Annotated in this window: 13 protein-coding genes; 3 read left to right on the top strand and 10 right to left on the bottom strand. The window is 54.9% G+C overall.

The window, feature by feature from the left end; all coding sequences use genetic code 11:
• Nucleotides 1-64: 64 nt before the first annotated feature.
• The gene (locus PSES9_RS0113665) at nucleotides 65-310 is read left to right on the top strand and encodes a GlsB/YeaQ/YmgE family stress response membrane protein (protein ID WP_010487740.1); all 246 of its coding nucleotides are present in this window, start codon (nucleotides 65-67) and stop codon (nucleotides 308-310) included.
• Between the two features lie 133 nt (nucleotides 311-443).
• Complete coding sequence (locus PSES9_RS0113660; protein ID WP_010487739.1) at nucleotides 444-980, top strand: DUF3299 domain-containing protein; 537 nt, start codon at nucleotides 444-446, stop codon at nucleotides 978-980.
• A gap of 32 nt (nucleotides 981-1012) precedes the next feature.
• Here the strand turns inward: PSES9_RS0113660 and PSES9_RS0113655 are convergent, their stop codons facing one another.
• Complete coding sequence (locus tag PSES9_RS0113655) at nucleotides 1013-2299, bottom strand: glycosyltransferase (RefSeq protein WP_010487738.1); 1287 nt, start codon at nucleotides 2297-2299, stop codon at nucleotides 1013-1015.
• Between the two features lie 585 nt (nucleotides 2300-2884).
• On the opposite strand from PSES9_RS0113655, the gene PSES9_RS0113650 reads away from it, so the two are divergent.
• Entirely contained in the window at nucleotides 2885-4159 is a 1275-nt protein-coding gene (locus tag PSES9_RS0113650) for an OmpP1/FadL family transporter (RefSeq protein ID WP_010487737.1), read from the top strand.
• Between the two features lie 98 nt (nucleotides 4160-4257).
• On the opposite strand, the gene PSES9_RS0113645 is transcribed toward PSES9_RS0113650, so the two are convergent.
• From PSES9_RS0113645 to tssJ, 9 genes are read right to left on the bottom strand one after another with little or no spacing between them, the layout of a single operon-like run.
• Nucleotides 4258-5391, bottom strand: a complete 1134-nt coding sequence (locus PSES9_RS0113645) for a T6SS immunity protein Tli4 family protein (RefSeq protein WP_238530393.1) — start codon at nucleotides 5389-5391, stop codon at nucleotides 4258-4260.
• On the bottom strand, nucleotides 5388-8585 hold the full coding sequence (locus PSES9_RS0113635; RefSeq protein ID WP_010487735.1) for a phospholipase D-like domain-containing protein: 3198 nt from the start codon (nucleotides 8583-8585) through the stop codon (nucleotides 5388-5390). The genes PSES9_RS0113645 and PSES9_RS0113635 overlap by 4 nt, the downstream gene beginning before the upstream one ends.
• Nucleotides 8586-8591: 6 nt before the next feature.
• Entirely contained in the window at nucleotides 8592-11030 is a 2439-nt protein-coding gene (locus tag PSES9_RS0113630) for a type VI secretion system Vgr family protein (protein ID WP_010487734.1), read from the bottom strand.
• 21 nt (nucleotides 11031-11051) lie between these two features.
• Nucleotides 11052-12071: a serine/threonine-protein kinase gene (locus PSES9_RS0113625; protein WP_010487733.1), complete on the bottom strand. Its 1020-nt coding sequence runs from the start codon at nucleotides 12069-12071 to the stop codon at nucleotides 11052-11054.
• Nucleotides 12072-12080: 9 nt separating this feature from the next.
• A complete protein-coding gene (locus tag PSES9_RS0113620; RefSeq protein WP_010487732.1) occupies nucleotides 12081-12812 on the bottom strand; it encodes a PP2C family protein-serine/threonine phosphatase in 732 nt (243 codons plus the stop codon).
• On the bottom strand, nucleotides 12812-16354 hold the full coding sequence (gene tssM, locus PSES9_RS0113615) for a type VI secretion system membrane subunit TssM (protein WP_010487731.1): 3543 nt from the start codon (nucleotides 16352-16354) through the stop codon (nucleotides 12812-12814). Before tssM ends, PSES9_RS0113620 begins: the two co-directional genes overlap by 1 nt.
• Complete coding sequence (gene icmH, locus PSES9_RS0113610) at nucleotides 16351-17232, bottom strand: type IVB secretion system protein IcmH/DotU (RefSeq protein WP_010487730.1); 882 nt, start codon at nucleotides 17230-17232, stop codon at nucleotides 16351-16353. Before icmH ends, tssM begins: the two co-directional genes overlap by 4 nt.
• A 2-nt stretch (nucleotides 17233-17234) precedes the next feature.
• Nucleotides 17235-18566, bottom strand: coding sequence for a type VI secretion system baseplate subunit TssK (tssK, locus tag PSES9_RS0113605; protein ID WP_010487729.1), 1332 nt, complete (start codon nucleotides 18564-18566; stop codon nucleotides 17235-17237).
• 2 nt (nucleotides 18567-18568) lie between these two features.
• Entirely contained in the window at nucleotides 18569-19051 is a 483-nt protein-coding gene (gene tssJ / locus PSES9_RS0113600) for a type VI secretion system lipoprotein TssJ (RefSeq protein WP_010487728.1), read from the bottom strand.
• Nucleotides 19052-19056 lie beyond the last annotated feature (5 nt).

The following is a 19056-nucleotide window of genomic DNA, read 5'->3' as shown; positions in this document are numbered from 1 at the left end:
TCGTCCCCTGATGATACCCACTGCTTGAACCCGAGGCGCAATCACTTGAAATGGAGAACAAGCCATGGGAATTATCGGCACTATTTTTATCGGCCTGATTGTAGGTCTGATTGCACGCTTCCTTAAGCCAGGCGATGACAGCATGGGTTGGATCATGACCATCCTGCTGGGTATTGGTGGGTCGCTGGCAGCTACCTACGGTGGCCAGGCATTGGGTATTTATCAGGCTGGCCAGGGCGCTGGTTTTATCGGCGCAATCGTCGGTGCGGTGATTCTGCTGTTTATCTACGCCATGATCAAAAAGAACTGATCCACGCTTGGCTGCTCTGCAAGAAGCCGTCTTATGACGGCTTCTTTATTTGTGGTGCTGCAACAGTGCGCACTTGCATGTGCCTGCCAGCTCTAAGAGACTGCAAGCCAGCACCCTGCCCGAGAGTTTGTCGATGTCCCGTTTTTTATTACTGCCGCTGTTGCTGGTCAGCAGACTGGCCTTTGCCGAGTTACCCGAAACCGACTGGCTTGAGCTGATGCCTGCCGAGGATCAGCAAGCCTTGGCAGACATGCCGGAAATCACTCATGACAGCCCTGAAGGCGATAGTAGCTTCTATCAATCGGGTGGTCTCAAGCAGAAGGATGCAAAGCTTCCCGCCGTGATGTACTCGGCTAAAACCGTCGCGGCGTTCAACGGCAAGCAGATTCGGCTGGGTGGCTATCCCGTGCCGCTCGAAAGCGATGCCCAGGGACGCAGCACCCTGTTCTTCCTGGTGCCATACCCAGGTGCCTGCATTCATGTGCCGCCGCCTCCGCCGAACCAACTGGTGCTGGTGCGCTATGCAAAAGGTATAGCGCTGGAGGATATCTATGCGCCGCTGTGGGTTAGCGGTGAGATCAAGGTTGAGAGCGTCAGCAACGATCTGGCCGATGCAGCCTACGCGCTGGATGCCAGCGAAGTGAGACTCGTGGAAGAAGCAGACCTCTAATCCGGTGCGCGGCTTATTGGCCTGTGGATAAGTTAATTTGCGCTTTGATTTTTCGCCGCAATCCATTGCGACATGTATTGCGTGCTCTTGAGCGTGTGATGGCGAAGCATGCCACCGATGAAGTTGTCACGCCGATGGCTGTCCAGATTTTCGCTTAGCTGAGCAAGCCGGTTAATCAATTCGCTGCCCAGGCGCTGACGGTCAAAGCGCTGCTGTAAGATCGCAGTGCCTTGTTCCTGGGCCTGAAGCCAGCGGTTTTCATCTTCATAAAGCGCCACGGCGGCATCGACAAATTTTGCCGCGCAATCCACAACAGCCCCGCCCCAAGGTAAGTCGCCGTGCACCCCTTCCCTGCCGATAACGGTGGTAATACTCGGTGTGCCGCATGCCATTGCATCCGCGAGCTTGCCTTTGATGCCCGCGCCAAAGCGCAGTGGCGCCAGGCAGATACGCGCCTGGCCCATGACTTGATGTGCATCCTCCGCCCAGCCCAACACATGAAACCCTTGCTTGGGGTTGTCCAGCGCAGTGGCTTTGGGCGGGGGATAAGCGCCATATACATGCAACTGCGCGTGCGGCAGGCGCTGACGTACCAGCGGCCACAGTGCGTGTTTAAGCCACAGCACAGAATCCCAGTTGGGCGCATGGCGGAAATTGCCAATGCTGATGAAGTGTGCACGCTCGGCAAAAGGCGCAGGCTTGCTCGCGCTGGGAATCAACATCAGGGCGCAGTCGTGCAGCAGTGTTGCCGGTACCGAGAACGCCTGCTGCAGTAATTGCATCTCGAATCCAGAGATCATCAGGCTCAGGTCACTGCGAAAGATTGCGGCGACTTCACGCTTGGCCGTATCTGAATTGGCCATGACCTCAAACAGTTGGTCAGCACCTGCCGTAACTGCGTCCACGCTCTGTTTATCGGCTTCGTTAGAGCAGGCCTGCTGCGCAACTTTTAGCAGGTGATGACGGGCTTCACGCAAACTGTGCAAGTCGCATGTGTCCAGAACTCTCATGGCTTCAGGGCAAGCACGCTCGACTCGCCAGGCGAACTGCTCCTCAGTGAAGAAGCGGTCGAACAGCACCATGTCGGGCTGCAACTCAGCCAGCCATTGGTCAAAGCTGTCGCAGTTAAGCGCAATTTGTACCTCAGCAATGCCCAGCGCCGATAAGTTCGCGCGGTGCTCGGACAGCGCGGCGGCACTGGCGAAGGTCACATGCCAACCCTGTGCGCGAAACAACTCCAGCAGCTCCATCATCCGGCTGCCCGCGGCGGATGAACGTGGTTCTGGCCAGACATAGCCGATAACAAGGATATTTTGCATGTGCAGAGAAAGGGACGGTTGCTCAAAACACGGATTGTAGCGGAGTTAAGGTGCGGGGCCGTCATCCCTTGATTGGTGATCAACCAGTATTTAGTTGTGGATAGCGGTATGTGTAAATTTTATACGCTCCAGACTAGTAAACTCGGCTTTTTTGACTATGTTTTACCCTAAAATGCACGTAGTCAGCGGATTCTGGCTGGCTGGAATACTCAGGTCGATCCAAGGCTCCACGGTCAGTTGAGCAGCGTTAAATTCCGCAAGTGGATTAAATCAAATGGTTAAGGATCCTCTGAAAAAGGTAGCGAGCGACGAGAGTACAAGGCGCAACGACCAGCGGGAGTAACAGCCGAAGGCTGGCCCGCAGGGCGAGCGCAGCGAGTCAAAAACTGCGAAAAAGTGACCGGGGTCGCGCTCGACTTTACGTGCTGTAAATGAGCATTTGATTCGCTTTGCTCACCCCTTCGGGGCCGCACTGAAGTGCGTTCAGCCTAAAGGCTGTGAGCCGTTTTTTAACGCAGTAATATCGAGCGCAGTAGTTTTTCAGAGGGTTCTTAAGTGGTTATAAACATACAAGGATATCTGGCCATGTTGCGCAAAGTTTTATCGTCTATTTTGCTTTTAGGCGTTGCAGGAAACGTATCGGCAGGAGGAAACTTTGTCTATGAGGTCGGCCAAGAAGGCGCAGGGTTAGCCAATGCGGGCGCGGCAGTACTGGTTACGGATCCCAGTATCCTGATGAACAACCCGGCAGGCCTGACCGCCTTGAAAGGCACTCAGGTCAATGCGAACGGCCAGTTGATGTTGGGCCACATCAATTTTTCGCGTGATGACGATAATTCCTTCGACGGTAACGAGGGCGGTAATGCCCTGAAGTATTTTCCCGGAGGCAGTGTTTTTGCCAGTCACCAGATAAATGATCGCGCCACGATCGGCATCGGCATGGTGGGCAACTTTGGTCTAGCGGTTAATTATGACGATGACTGGGCAGGGCGCTATTTCACCCAGAAGTCATCGATTATTGGCATTGCGTTCCAGCCTACGCTCTCCTACAAACTCACCGATGATCTTTCTGTTGGTTTTGGGCCGCGGTTTGTATTTGGCCGGTTCCTCACGGAGGTAGCGGTTAACAATAACCCCCTTGGCATCGGTAATGCGAAAGATGGCCAGCTTAAATACCAGGACACGGACTGGGGAATGGGGGTTACGGCAGGGCTTATGTACGACTTGAGCGATCGCACTCGCTTGGGCCTGTCCTACGTCAGCAAGGTCAAGTTCAAGTTTGATGACCAGCCGGATTTTGATGACATCAGCAACCCACTGCTCAATGTTGCCCTGGGCCGGATCAATGCGGATCAATTAAACGCCGACATAACCATTCCGCAATATGCCTTGGCGAGCATCTCGCACCAACTAAATGATCATTGGACAGTGCTAGGCAGTGCAGGCTGGCAAGATTGGAGCGAGTTCGGCAAGATCGGTGTCGAGGTTGACGGTAATCCTGATGGATCATCCGTATCACGCCAGATAAACCGTAAATACAAAGATACCTGGCACCTTTCGGTTGGCGCGCAAAATCAAATGACCAACAAGCTGCGTATCAATATGGGTGTTGGTTACGACACCTCATCTGTCGACGATGATGATCGCACTGTCGATGTCCCAGTCGGCGCTGCCTGGCGCTTTGCAACTGGCCTCAACTACAAGATCGATGAAAGCATGTCATTCAACCTCAACTACACCCTGATATGGATGGATGACCTGAGCGTCGAGCAGAGCAAGAGAAATGGTCAAACCATCTCCGGCGAATACAAGAAAGCGGCGATTCATGTTCTTGGCGGCGGCGCTACCTGGCGCTTCTAGCCCACCAGTCACAACGCCGAGCGGTCAATGAACGAACGCTCGGCGCTGGATCAGGGGCGCTGAACAATGGCTGCAATAGCCGTTACAGCCCCAGCGGATTACTCGCCCAAGGTCAACTTCATGCTTTTGGTCAGGGCTTTCAGGCTGGGCATAAGTACTTCAGGCGGTGGTGTCAGGCCTGTTAAATCGTCGGTGCCTTGCTTAAAGGTCTTGGCTTGTATCGCGATCAGGGGTTTAGTCAGGCCGCCGATATGGGCTAGGCCAAACCATGCACGTTCCTTCTCTGCCGAGCCCGGCTTTGGATCAAGTCGCCAGCCGTCCATACCCACCAGTCGCCTGTCGAAGTACAGCGACTCAATAAACGATGTTTTCTGCCAGTTTTCTCTGTCGTAGCCGGGGTTGTAATCGGTGTTGTAGGTGCCGGAGGTGGCCTTCATGTACGGGTCACCAGCAGAAGCATTGAGAATGGTGAATATCACGTTGGGTTCACGGGTAAAGCGCAGGCTGTTCTTGATGCTGTACTTGGTTTTTCCATCATCGTGGATAAAACCATATGGGAAGCAAAAGCCCGGGCCTTTTGGCACTTCATACAAATCGCGTGGTTGAAAGCGTGCGATAAGGTCTTTAATACGCTGTGATTTATTTTTATCGTTGCCTTTAAGCGAGAAATAATAAATACGATTCTTACGCCAGAGTAAGACATCATAGACGGTGTCCTCACTGCCAAGAAAGTAGGCGTCCGGGATGCCGAGGTCGTGCTCATAGGCATGGGCGAGGGGGATATCGTGTTCTGTTTTAGCAATGCTTTCCTCCCAGCCTTTAATAGAATCTTTGATGCCTTCAGTGCTTTTCATGTTTTTTAATTCTAGAAGTATTTCTTTTTTTCTCGCTAATTCTTTGATCAAACTTTTTTGGTATAGGCTGCGAGTTCCCTTTGCATATCTGGCAGCACCATCAAGCTTTGATCGCTCAACGATATCACTTACATAAATAACTGCATCATCATAGTCATAGCTAGCATTTTCTCGATCGCCAAAAACATGTTGAGAAAAGATGTGCCCACCGCCATCGGTTATTCTTGCAACATAATCTGCATGGAACGTTGCCCATTGCATATCTTCTGGTACATCAAAGGTTAATCGGCCTATACATTCTTGACGAACCGTGTCTGCTTGTACCAGATGAATTGGCAGCAACCAGCACAAGCCTAGGCTCAAAAGTAACTTATTCATGTGCGTTGGCCTTTGTCATTCTTGCTATTGGTTGTCATTGCAAGCGAGGCGTCATGCTCAAGCCCTTGCTGTTTCTGGTTTTTTGCAAGCACCGTCAGGTTGATACCTGAGTCGTTGTTCTCGCCGCGTGTCCAGTTGGTGGGCAGCGCGCAAATAAAGCCTTGTACACCAATTGGAGGAGAGAAGTTTTTGACCGGTGTAAGGGAGGTTGAGCGCCAAAAAGCTTCTTCATAAGGCATAGGCTCGTATAACTCGCCTCTACCATCCGGTGATTTGTAAATCCAAGTCGGCCAAACGGGTGTAGGGAAACCATTTTCATAGCCCTTCATTAACGGTGATACAAGTGGTTGAAGCTGGCTAGTATTTTGTGGAATAAACGTAAATGATTGGTTATAAATAGCAGTATTTTTGCTTGAGCGCGCTTGAATAGCTCGCCATGTGTCTTCTACTGCCGGCTGCTCTAAATATTTTTTTAATTCATCGGCAGGCTTAATAGAACATTTCTTGGTGAGGCTTGGTCCAAAATGTTTTTTCCAGAGATCAATTCGCAATTGTTGAACCGCCTTACTGACGGGCACTGCATTTTTACCGTCTAGTTTGGCTTGACCCGGGGCGCTGTCGCGCACTATTACGGCCAACTCTGAATCGCGATTACCTTGTAGGCTGCGATCGTTAATATTGGCGCTGCCCAGAATGGCAACTCGGTCGTCTGCTATCAATAATTTACTGTGAATATAGATTTGCTCGGTGACGACCCGGCCGTTCAATGTATCCCAGTTGCGTAAGTTGAGCAGGGTCAGGTATTGGCTCCGATCTTGTTGCTCATAAACGGGGCGGTCCTTTGTGTTTTTGACCTCAATACCTTCAAGCGCTTCGGCTTTTGTGCGACCTCGCTGCATTTGTTCATGTAGCGCCATGCGCCGCTGAATACCTTTGACTAGGCTGTGCTCACCAAATACCAGGCTCTGCATGGTCAGGCTGACTTGGTGCATGATATTTAGGGTGTTCAGTGTACCTTCCGGGTGAACGGGTAACACCAGATAAACGTGAAAAGGAAGCTCTTCATCAATGGCGCGCCCGATACGATTGACAAGGGACTGACCTATGTCATTAAGCAATCCACTTTGCTGCTCGCCCAGTTTTTGGGTTACCCAGCCCGTGGCATTGCTATTGAATATTGCCCACATGTCAGTTAAAAACTGCTTTGCTTCTGCGCTTGGGTCTTGGGCTATAGAGCTAATTTCTTGCCAGTTTAGCTGCCAGATATCCTCGGCTTCTAGGGCTTCGCGCAGCCGCACACGCGCGACTAAATTTTGCGGCAAAGTCATTGGGTCACGCAGGCTTGCCATCGGACCAGATAGTTTTATACCTGGAAAGAGTTCTTGTTCCGTTCCATAGGCGCTTTGAAAGAACTGGTTTTCAATATAGATAAACTGTTGAGCGCTGGAGATGGCTTGCTCCATGGCGCTTTTGCAGTTGGCTTGCATGCCGCCAGTATCAATACCGGGCGGCAAGGGCAAGTTAACCCCGGCTATACTGCGACCATGTTGTTCTTGCTGAGTCATACGTGCTGATGCACTGCGCAGTACCTGCACACTTACGCCAGCAGGTTTGGCTACCGGTGGTTGTGGCAGTTGATCTTGGGCTTTGATGTACACAGGCTCAGGCTTGCTAAATTTAATATTCTGTAAATCATCAGCGTTAAGGTAGTGTTCGAGGTTTACGCCTTTAATAAGGCGGTTTAGCCAGACCATGATTGCCTTTAATGCCTTGTTGACAACTTCCGTGTTCTGGATGGGTGGCGTGTCGGCAATGTAAGCTTGTTGGCCATTCCAGCGATCAATAAAGTTGCGGGAAAGGTCGTAGACTGATGGCCCTTCAATTCGGCTGTGTACATCTTGCCAGGGCATGCGTGGCTGGTCTGCATCCAAGGTTGTATTGTTTGGGGAGGCCAATGGCTGAGCATTGTAATTGAGATAATAATACGGCTGCTTATTTCCCCATGCCTGGTTCTGCAACATTCCATATATAGACCAAAGCACCGAACTGGCCAGTTCATTGACGTTGCTCATGACATCCCCAGGCAGATCCTCAAAGGTGCCCTTGCTGATGATTTTCACCACATGGCCTAGCTCTGTAGTGCTCATCCATTCGTTGATGAGCACAGTGCTTTTAATTCGTAATGACTCGGTCATGTTGTTGCCTGCAAGTTGCAGTTCATCAAGCCAGCTTACCAATCGCGCCTTGAAGGACTGGTCTAGCGCTTGTGTCTCTAGGTTATCGCGGATCAGTTGAGCAACCGCTTTGCAGGTTTTTTCCAGAAGCTCGCGTTTTGCTTGCGCAATTGAATCTGTAACTTGATCAATACCCTGGCTCGCACTTTCGAGTGCTCGGCCAATATATTGGATCCAACTCAGCGCAGGACTTTTTATAAAGTCTAAAGGATAATTGGCGCTGTTCAGTACAATGGCAGTGGGCTTGGACAGGTCAAATAGCGTCGCCAGCATCAAGCCGTCTGCACTGACGTGATCTTGAAGCCTCATCCACCCCAGTTTGGGTAGCCCTGGGTTGTAAGCATCGTTGCCTTTGCGGGTGCTGGCGTCGAGGCTAAAGTTGTTGTCGTCTCTGCGACCGTACGCAAGATCAATACCGCCAACGTAGCCAATCTTGTTGTCGATCACCACTGATTTTTGGTGATGGGAAAAGGCAACGCCCAAACCTTTCATGTCGCTTTGCTGGATAGCCGGTGTGCAAAAAGCTCTTGGTCCGCCTGCCAATCCAGCATTTAGCTGGAAAATGGTCAGCATTGTTTCAAAATCATAAGTGCCCATCGCCGAATTGGGACTCAGCCAAGGCATTACATAGACTTTCAGCGAAGTTGAACGTGTTAGCGCTTGATAAAGGCACTGCCAAAGGCTGCGTTTGCCATCAAGTAGTACGTCATAGTTGACCTGCCAGCCGGTAATGAAAATTGATTGAGTGGCTTGGTCAATTGCGCTTGCGAGGTTTTTGAAATAGTCCTCGCCCGTGGTAAAAAATTTAACCTCATTGCCCGTGCGCTTCGGGGCAAAAAGTCCTTGCCCTTTGAGGAAATAGTCCGGTGCGGAATACGCGATGAGCGCCTTGCCGTCTTGGGTATTAATTTGGCTAAGCTCTTTTGCTCGAACGCCATTGTAAGCAGGATTGGTCGCCATGATTGATTAGCCTTTGGATTGAAGGTGGGTGTAGAAATCAGTCGTACAGGCGGTGTCCTGCTTACTGCGTTCGTGATCAAGTAACGATGGCGTGCCTCGGTTTGGTGACACGCAGTCATTGAAGTCCAGCGCGCTAAGGGCATGGTGTTCGCTGTCCCACTGAGGCTGCTCAAGGAACAAACGCAAACTGACTTGCTGGCCTGGATAGGCGAGAAAAAGGCTTTGCGAGGCACTTGCATAGGCTTTGGACAGGGTGGTTTGTTGGTCTGAGTCGAGCACTATTTGCCCTTGCTCATTGGTTTGACCTTGCAACAATGCTTGCTCTTTTCCTGTTTGCAGAATACGCCAAGGAGTAAACGCTAATGGGAAACCGTCTTCACCTGGTACATCGCGCAACTCAATATTGAATACATAATCGCGCGGCTCAATCTGGTCGCGAGGTTGTAGCGTGCCAGGAGTGGCGTTCTTTAAAAGCTCTCCCGCCTTATCCATATCTGCCGGCAATGGGATTGCGGGTAATAATGCGGCAATCCCCGTCCCCTTACCCGGGGCGCCACCGGCGTTGTAGCGGATGATTGGGCCGACCATGCTGATGCCGCTTGGGTCGAGCTTGATAAAGCTGCCGCCTGCTTGCAGGGTGAGTTCAACGCCCGCTTCGATGACCATTTTCTGCCCGGCCTTGAGGTGGATTTCGCGTCCGGCTTTGGTTAGTTGGGCGGTGCCGAGTTGGGTGTGTTGGCTGACGCCGATGCTCAGGTGGTCGTTGGCTTTGGTTTCGACTTTGCGGTCGCTGGTAACGGTGATGTGTTCTTCGGCCTTGAACTCACTAAAGCTGTTGGCTTCGACTGTGTCGTGGCGTTCGTTGCCGATGTGGATTTTCTGTTCGTGTTCGATGTTTTCAGCGAGGTCGCGCTGGGCGTGGATAAATTTTTGTTCCTCGCCCTTTTTGTCTTCCAGGCGCACTTCGTTGTAACCGGCGCCGCCCGGTGAACTGAGGGTTTTAAAGGTGCTGCGGGTTTTGTTGGCGGGCAGGGCATAAGGCACATTGTTTTCTGCGTGGTACAGGCAGCCGGTGACCAGGGGTTGGTCGGGGTCTGCCTCAAGAAAAGTCACCACCACTTCCATGCCGACACGAGGGATGGCGATGCCGCCATATAGATCGCCTGCCCAGTTTGAGGCGACCCGCAGCCAGCAACTGGATTTGTCGTCGCCGCTGCCTTCGCGGTCCCAGTGGAACTGCACCTTGATGCGGCCGTATTGGTCGCAGTGAATCTCTTCGCCCGCCGGGCCGGTGACCACGGCGGTCTGGCTGCCCAGCACCTGCGGCTTGGGATGCAGCAGCGTAGGGCGGTAGGGAATGTCCCAGGGGGTTGCGACAAAGCTGTTGCGATAACCCTGCTGGAAGTCATCCGTGTCGCCAGTGTCATGGGTCATGGACTCTTCGAGCACTTGCGGCTGTTTGCCTTCATGGTGAACCTGATGAATCAACCATAAGTCATTCCACTCGCTGCGCGGGTGATCTGAAATCTCCAGGAAATGACCGCTGATCAATGCCGGTTGGTCACTCTTGCCCTCTGCCAGGCGATAGTCGCTGCGATGGCGCTCAAGCGCGCGTTGGCTCAGGTGCTTGCCGCGTTCGCGCTCGCTGAAGTGGCCAGGGTAGCTGTAGTCCTCCAAGTCCGGCAGCGCTTTGGCGTCTTGCTCCTGGGGCTGCTTGTAGGCCGCCTCTAGAAGCAGGCGCGGTGTTTCAAAGTTGTAGTCGCGCTGGGTAACACGGCTGCTGCGGGTGTGCTGGCGCATGGCAAAGCGGCGGATTGCCGGCTCATTGGCAACCATGCCGCTGCCGGGTAGATAGACGGTCGGCTGGCCCAGCTTGGGGAACACGCTCTGGTCGTCCCCGAACACCAGCATGTGGGCATCAGGGCTGTGCTGGAAGTGGTAATGGATACCTTCCTCTTCGCACAGGCGCTGAATGAAATGCAGGTCGGTCTCATCGTACTGCACACAATAGTCGCGGGGCGGATAGACAGTCGGGCCCAGCTGGAATTGGTAGCTATTGCTGAGAATGCCATGCTCTTCCAGCACGGTACTGATGATTTGCGGCACGTTCAGCGCCTGGAAAATACGCTGGTTGGTGCGCCGTGCCAGATAGCTGAGCTGGGGCGCGATATTCAACTGGTAACGGGTCAGACGCTTGCCCGACTCGCGCTGGGCAAAGCTTTGGATGATGCCGTGAATGCCCGCGCCTTGTGGGGTAAATGCTAGAAATACAGCCTTGCCAAGCAGGCTTTCAAGGTCGATATCGGGCTGCTCGCTGACCACCTCGACTTGAAACAGGTATGGCTGGCTGATGCGTTCAACACCCGTAAAGTTGAGTACCTGCAAATCGTGCGGCTGGTCTTTGATGTTCAGGCTGAAATGGGTCTCATTGGCCGGATTGAACATATCGGTTTCCTTGTGCAGTAATCATCCTTGGGTACCTTTTGACGAGAAATGATTAAGCCATCCCGTTCGTCTTGCAGGCTCGGGCCTTTGGAACGCATGCAGTAGTTCGGTGCAGCACTGGCTGCGGTGTTGCGGTTCGAAGGCTATCGCCTTGAGCAGCGCATCCCAGCAAAGTTGAGGGATCTTGTCGGGGCGTTGCAGTTGTTGATCAAGCTTTATGTTCATTGCCTGGCGTGCACTGAGGCGTTGGAACGGATGCTTGCCGTTGCTCAACTCAAGCAGTACACAGGCCAGGGCGTAGATATCGGCTGCCGGGGTGAGCGACTCGCCGTTGATCAATTCCAGGGCGGCATAGCGCGGCGTCCAGGCATTGAAGCGGGTGCGCGACAGGCGCGGCAGACCTGTTAGCAGGCCTTCCATCGGCTGCCCGAGACCGTAGTCGAACAAGCGCAAGCCATCATCGGCGAGCAGTACGTTGCTCGGTTTTATATCGCCATGAAGCACGCCTTTCTGATGCGAGTAGTGCAGGGCCTCGATCAGTGGAATGGCAATGCTGCGCAACTCATCCCAGGGTAAACCGTGGGGCTTGTCGCAGAGCAACTGATCCAGAGTCGGGCCTTTCAGCAGCTCAAGGGTGATGAAGGCCCGCTTGCTCGATATGTCTACATCAAAGTTGAATACACGCACCACATTTGCGTGTTGCAGCCGGGAAGTGAGGGCAAACTCACTAAACAACAGCGCATTGGCGTCGGGGTATTCAGCGAAGTCATCGCTTACGGTTTTGAGTGCAATGTAGGGATCGGGGTCGCCAAATTGCTCACGCAGCAGATCCCGCGCGCGATAGACCACGCCCATGCCGCCCACACCCAGCAGGCGCTCAAGCTTGTAGCGACTGCCCAATATCTCCGCCATCTCGCTTAACCCTTCTGGGGCTTGTGGCGGCGCCGATCTGGCGGCATTTTCAGCGAAGGCAAAGTAAGTCAGGTCGTTGGGCTCGTCATTGAGCGCCACTGGCTGGTCGGCGGCATTCTGGCTAGTCATCGAGCGTCCTCATTGGCGCACCAGTACGGCGCTGAGGTTGTCGCGGGCGGGACCATCAAGCACCTGGTCGAACATCCGGGAAATGGCCAGGTGCGGTGATGACAGGTTGAGCTGGGCGCTGATCGAGTCGGCGCTCAGGCTTTGGTAAAAACCGTCACTGCAGAGCAAAAACGCATCATTGGGAAACACGTCCAGCTCGATTGTTTCCAGTTGCAGGTCTTCATAGGCGCCAATGGCACGGGTCAGGGCATGTGAGCCGGGATGGAACCTGGCCTGCTCGGTAGTGATTTTTTTCTCGTCGATCAACTGTTGGGCGAGGGAGTGATCACGCGTCAGTTGGTAGAGCCGACTGCCGCACCACAAATAGCAGCGACTGTCGCCAGCCCAGACACAAGCCGCCCGTTCGCCATCAATCAGCAGCGCAACCACTGTGCTGCCGATTATGGCGTCGGGGCGTGCTGCGGTGACGGTCAGCTCCTGGCCGAGCCGTCGGTTCAATTCATGCAGGCATTTGCGTACATGCTTGAGACGCTCCTCCAGCGCGCACTCATGGGGTAGCTCGGCCAGTTGCTCGACAATCAGTCGGCTGGCCAGAGCCCCGTTCTGATGACCGCCCATACCGTCGGCGACCACCCACAGGCCACGTTCCGGCATGGCCAGGAACGCGTCCTCATTGCGTGCTCGCACTTTACCTGTCTCGGTCCGCGCCACGCTTCGCCAGCGGCTTGTTGCGCCCTGCATTAGAGCGCAGCCGGCAGTCTGAAACTGCGCAACATGTTGATGTCGAAAGGGTTTGGCGAGCGCTGGCTGTGTAGCAAATAGTTTGCGCGTAAGCCACCCAGGTCAGCTTTAGGCAACAAGACGTCGCGGCCGCTGTGGTAGTCGACACTCATCAGGTCAAGCAGGCGAAACAGTGACCAGGGCCCGTTGTTCTTCTCAATCCCAACACGGCGACCATCAAGTTCTTCAAGCACCAGGCTGGTGCGACCTTCGTTAGCCTGGGCTGGCCAGCTGAACGAGGTTTGCACTATTGGTCCGTGGCGATACTCGAGGTTTTCATCGCCAAAGCGGAAGTCGGCTCGTGCCAGGCTTGAGTCCAGTGAGTAAGGCTCCAGGGTAAACAGCACCTGAGGCTCGTTCGGATTCTCGGCAAAAAAGCTGCGGCGAATGGTTTGGGCATTGCCCATTTGACGCAGGAAGGATGCTGAAATCGGCATGCCTTGGTCATCGACTCGACGCAGTTGATACTTGCCGGCGCTGCCGCGAACAAAGGGTTTGAGGTAGCTGTCGAAGAAGTCCTGGGCAATACCACCGGCCTTGAAGAACTCCCGGAAGTCGGCAATTGCGACGTCGCTGTCACTGTCAGCGCTAAACGGATAGCGGTTGCGCAGTGAGTTGCGATAAGCACCGTACAGTTCGTTCTTGTAGCGCTTGTTGAGATAGCCGTAGGCCTCATTCAGGGTCAGCGTCCAACTGCCGATCGCCAAGGGTTGGATCCAGCCCTGGACGGGCATTGGCAAGCGTGCCGCGGCAGCTGTCACCTGGTCGATCGCATTCGAACGTCCGCCCATGCGGCCTTTGGCCTGCTCAAACGCCGATTGCTCCGGAGCGCTGGCATTGGCCAGGCTGTTGAGTTGGATCTGCAGCTCGCTCAACGCTTGCTGGGTCGCTGCCAGTTCAGGGCCGGGGCCGCCTTCCTTATCGAGCAGGCGATGCAGTGGCTCGAATTGGCGCTCGAGGGTTTTGCGCGCAGTGGCCGGCAAGCTGTCGGCCAAGGATGTCTTGGCTTGCTCTGCAGCGGCGGCAGCCAGGCGCGCGGCTTTACCAAGCTTACCGTTTACACCTTTGACTTTGCCTGCGGCGGCAACACCGTCTGCGACTTCGCCAAGGCCGGCAAAGCGGGTGTTGTCGCGAACTTCGACCAGCAGCTTGACCAGGGGTGAGTTGGCTGCGGTGAGTGCGGCCAGTTCTTGCGAGCCCTGCGTGGTGCCGGTGATGGGCTGTATGGAAATCTTCGCCAGTGCCTCGCTCCAGTAGTTGGCATAGTCGCGGAAGTACAGCTGTTCCATTTCGACCAGCAAGCGGCTCAAGTCCTTGCTGCTCAGCGTATCGGACTTGTCGTCGCCCAGGACCCAGTTGTCCTGCAAGATGTTGCGTACCAGGTCGGTGCCTTGAGCAACGAACATCTTCTGATAGCCCGTCTGGGTGTAGAAGCCGGGAATGGTGTAATCGCTGCCGATAAACAGTGGCGCTTGCGGGCCAAGATTCTGGCTTAAACGATACTCCGGAAGGCTGCGCGCCTGGTCGCGAAGCATGCGGTACACCACGTTTGCCAGGGATTCACTGCGCAGCATCTGGCGTGCTTGCGCAACCAGTTTGCTGTTTAGCGAGTAGGGCTTGAACGGGCCACTGAGCAAGCGTGCGAAGTGATCATTAAGTCGCTTTTGCGCGCTGCTGTTGCCTGAGTAGCTTACGGACCAGTCCGCGGCCATCCAGTCTTGCAGATACGCCGGATCACGGCGTGATTCCAGGTTGAGCATGAGGTAGGCGCGCAAGCTGTTGAGCAGCCGCTCGCGGTCGTTCATGTTGGCGCGGATTTGCGCTTCAAGCTGGCGTGCCACACGGGGCAGCAGGAGCTCTTCGAGTTCGGCTCGATAGGCGCTCTGCACCACCCGGCCTACCTCCTCGCCCTGGTACAAGCCGGTGCGCTGGAAGTAGGACACATCATCAATCGGCGGGAATACCCGGGTTGCCGCGTAGCTGTTATCAAGTGCTCCCAGGATGCGCAGCGCGTCGTCCTGGGGTGTGATTTCAGCACGTTGCTGGTCGAGATCCTGGGCAACGCTGCGTACTTGCTCCAGGCGTCCGTAGTTGGACGAGAAACCATTGGCCCAAAGGAAACCGAAAATGGCCAGACACGCAATAGCGCAGCCGTACATGATCCGATGGCCCCAGTCGATCCGGCGGATTTCGCGCTTATCCAGCCCCGCAAGATCTGACTCGGGAAAGATAACCCGGCTCAACAACTGGTTGATAAAGCGTGTGCGGCCTTTGCGGAAGGTCGGCAGGGCGCTGTTGATCAAGCCAAGGTTATCGCCAATGCTGGCGGTCGTGCCGTCCAGTTGGCTATCGAGCTCCGGCGCACTGGTGAAATAGAATCCACGCAGGCGGCTGGCGCGTTGGTAGCGGTTGCCGCTGAAGGCCAGTTCGATGAAAAGGCACAGGCGCTCGCCGACCTGACCAAGCTGGTGTGGGAAGTCGAGAATACGGCCCCGGCGCAAAGTATCGCGCTCTTGGTGCATGCGCAAAATGACTTGGCTGTTAAGGCGGGTCAGCAGGGCCTCGAATTCGCGGCGCACAACTGGGGTGTCGCTGCTATTTTGCCCCTTGCGGAAGCTGGCGCCGAGCACCTGGTCGCTTTCCTCGCGGGAGAGCTGGTCGAAGAACTCGTCGAAGCCGAGAATTTTATCGGCTTTGCTCACGGCCAGGTAAACCGGTACATCCGCGCCCAGGCGCTGGTGGATTTCCTGCAGGCGTTGACGGGTCTGGCGTGCCAGTGTTTCCAGGGCTTGCTCGGATTTGCCCTGCAGGTCGTCCAGCCCGATATTGATCAGAACCCCATTGAGCGGCCGAGCGCGTCGCTTGCGCAGCAAGTCGAGCAGGGTGGTCCAGGCGCTGCCGTCGACTTGTGGCTCAGGTTGAGTCAGGTAGCGTCCGGCGGTATCGATCAGCACGGCATGTTCGGCAAAGTACCAGTCCGCATAACGGGTCCCGGATACATTCTTGGTCATGCGCGAGGCGTCGCCACGGTTGAGTGGGAACTCCAGGCCGGAGAAATCCAGCAGGCTGGTTTTGCCGCTGCCTTGCGGGCCTATGACCAGGTACCACGGCAGGTCATTGCGCCAGCGTTCGCTACGGCCCTTGTACATGCTCGAGCGCTTGAGGGTGCGCAATGCATCTTTGAAACGGCGGCGCAATTCATGTTGCTCGTCGCTGATCTGGCCTTCGCGGCGCAAGCGCTCTTGAGCTTGTTCGTCGTTCTCGTCGGCTTTCTTTTGCGCAGAGGCTCGCCAACTGACGAATACCATCGTCAGGCCCCAGATCAGGAACAGCAGGCTGATGGTCAGCAGGCGGCTGGTGGCGGATGCCCAGAACTTGTAGTCGTTGACCGCAAACAATGGGCCTACGAACCAGACAATAAGGGCAATGAACAGAACCAGCAGCAGGCTCCAGACCCATGTTTTACGCAGGAATACGGCTAATTTTTCGAAAAAACTCTTCATTTAGGATCATCCATGACCGCAGCTGAGGTCGGTAGATTTTGCTGAAATGGCTCAAGCGTGGTGTCACGTTGTTCGCTCAATACCCAAGCGAAACCGCTGTACATGACACCCAGGCATATCAGGGTGAAAAGCGCGACCATCCACCACGGGACAATGCGTACCAGGCGATTGCGAGCATCCTTCAAGCCTTCCCAATGGGGTGAAATGTCCCGTGGGATGTCGCCGCGCAATTGACGAATTTGCCGGTAAAGGCTATCGCGCACCGCTTCGAGCTCAAGCATGCCGCGCGGTAGCACGCGGTACTTGCCTTCAAAACCGAGGGACAGGCACAGGTACATCAGCTCCAGCATCGGCAAGTGTTTGACCGGGTTGCGGGCGAGCCGCTCAAGCAGCATGAAGAACTTCTCGCCGCCGAAGGTCTCGTTATGGAAGCTGCTCAGCAGGCTCATTTTCGACCATTGGCTTTCATTGCCCCATGCCGTTGTAACCACCGCTTCGTCGACCACAGTGCACAGCACATAGCGCGCGGCCATGACCTGGCTGTTGTCAGCACCTTCGTTGAGTGATGTGTGCTCAAACAGGCGGATGGCGCTGCTCAGGCGTTGATGCAGGCTCGAAAGGTCTTCGTGTTCGTAGCTGTGCTTGAGCCTGACCACTTCGGAAAGCAGTGGCGAGGCAGCAGCCACCAGCGGATTGAGGCTGATGTTGAAGCTTTCCGAAGGGCGCAGGCGGGCGGCGTAGATCATCCGCTCCTCAAGCTGTTCGAATTTGGGCGCAGTGGCAAAGTCGGTCAGCGGACTTTGTGCGGGAGCGCCGCCATCTCGGCTCAGAATGACGGTCTGGTCACCCTGGCTGTAGTTATCATCCTTGTTGCTCATAATCAGTTCCTGATCGCCCAGAATTTCAGCTCAAGCTCGTTCAGCTCGCCGGAAACGTGAAACGCGAAGCCGCCAGAGCGCTCCAGTTGCGCACGTTCTTCGGTGGTCAATTCCAGTGCGAAATAAGTTTTGCCGGAGTGGAATGGAATCTGCCGTGGGGCCACGGAAAGTGGCTTAACCTTGATGCCTGGCAGATGCAGGTTTACCAGTTGGCGGATACGCTCGACCGGTGCGACCTTGAGGTGTGCAGGCAAGCGTCGGCGCAGTTCTTCGGAGTCACACTGGGCACTGGCTGCAAGTACGAACGACGAGCTGTTAAGCAGCTTGTGGTCGTGTAGCGGCGATACCTGAATGCCGTATTGACGCTGTTGCAAAAGCAATTCGATTGCGTGCTGCTCGAGCACCATCGACAGCAGCTGGCGCAGCGCATCCATCAGCTTGCTGAAGCTTTGTGCCTGGTCGCTGTGCAGGTAATAGCTGTCCAGCCGTGGGCGTTTCGTTTCGCCGGAGTAGGTTGCCAATTCGCCGAGCAAGGCCAGTAGTTCACGGTAGATATGTTCAGGGTGAACGTGCTCGATGTTCAGGTAATGGCGCAGCACCGGTTCTGCACGGTTGATCAGCTGCAGCATCAGGAAGTCACCAACTTCAGCGCCCGCGACCTTGCCCGACGCTCGAATCCGCTCAGCGAGGATGTCACCGCGATGGCCGAGCATGCTGATGACTTCTTTGAGGCACGACAGCAGGTAACCGGATGCCTTGAAATTGACATAGCTCGGCATGAACTCGGTGTCGAGGCTGATAACCCCGGCCGGGGTGCTGTCAAAAATCACGCACAACTGCAGTTTGACGAATGCCTGATCGCTTTGTTGGTCGCCCAACAGCAAGCGAAAGTCCGGACGCGCGCAGCTTACCTGGCTGCTGGCGGCATCATCGGCATTGGAGTCGGCCACATTTTCGACCACGGCGGTGTAGCGCGACAGTACATCCTGCTGTTCAGGCCGGCGGCTTTCGATGTGGTTGCCCGTGACCAGCGGCAGCGCGAGGTAAACCGGGGTATTGCCCGTGCTTGGTGGCACGTCGATGACCAGCGGTTCGCGCTCGTCGCCAAGGTCGAACAGGCTGCCGTCGGGCAGGACGCCGCTGGCCTTGCTCACTACCAACTTGCCCATATTGAGGAATTGGCGGTCGATCTCCAGTTCAAAGAAGCCCCAGGCATAGCTCTCGAGCTTTTGCGTGCGGGTCTTTAGCTGGTAGTCGTAGTAGCGGTCATTTTGTTGAAAATGCTGCGGGCGCAGCAGCATCCCTTCTTGCCAGACTACTTTATGTTGGCTCATGGTCAGTCCTTACCCGCAACTGCGTCGGACACCGCATGAATGCCTTGCTCATCAAGGCGCAGGTTGACCTGGTTGAGCGCTTTGTCTTGCAGCGGGATGATGAATTGCCACTCGGTTTCCGGCAGGTCACGGTAGGCTGCAAAAACCCCCACATAACGGCTGCCTTCATTGACTGTCAGCTTCAATTGACGGTTTTCGCCCGGACGTAACTCCAATTCTTCAAGCGCGACCAGGTCAGGCGAAAGCGCCTCTTTTGGACGTTCATAGAGCGAGAAGAAATCTGCATTCTCGAAGGCAACCGGGTGCTTGAGCTCCATCAGCCTGACCACGATTGGCGAAGGACGGTTGCTGATATCGGGGTTTAGGCCGCTGCTGCCCGACAGGTTCAGCTCCAACTTGGTGTAGTTCGAGTAAGGTGACAATGCCGAACAGCCTGCGAGGGACAACAGGGCGGCGATGACGAATAGGGAAATCAAGCGTTGCATGGAAA

This window comes from Pseudomonas sp. S9, assembly GCF_000222125.1.
GTDB classification, from domain to species: domain Bacteria; phylum Pseudomonadota; class Gammaproteobacteria; order Pseudomonadales; family Pseudomonadaceae; genus Aquipseudomonas; species Aquipseudomonas segetis.
Note: the sequence above shows the minus strand (reverse complement) of the source record. Positions and strands in the feature narration are given on the sequence as shown.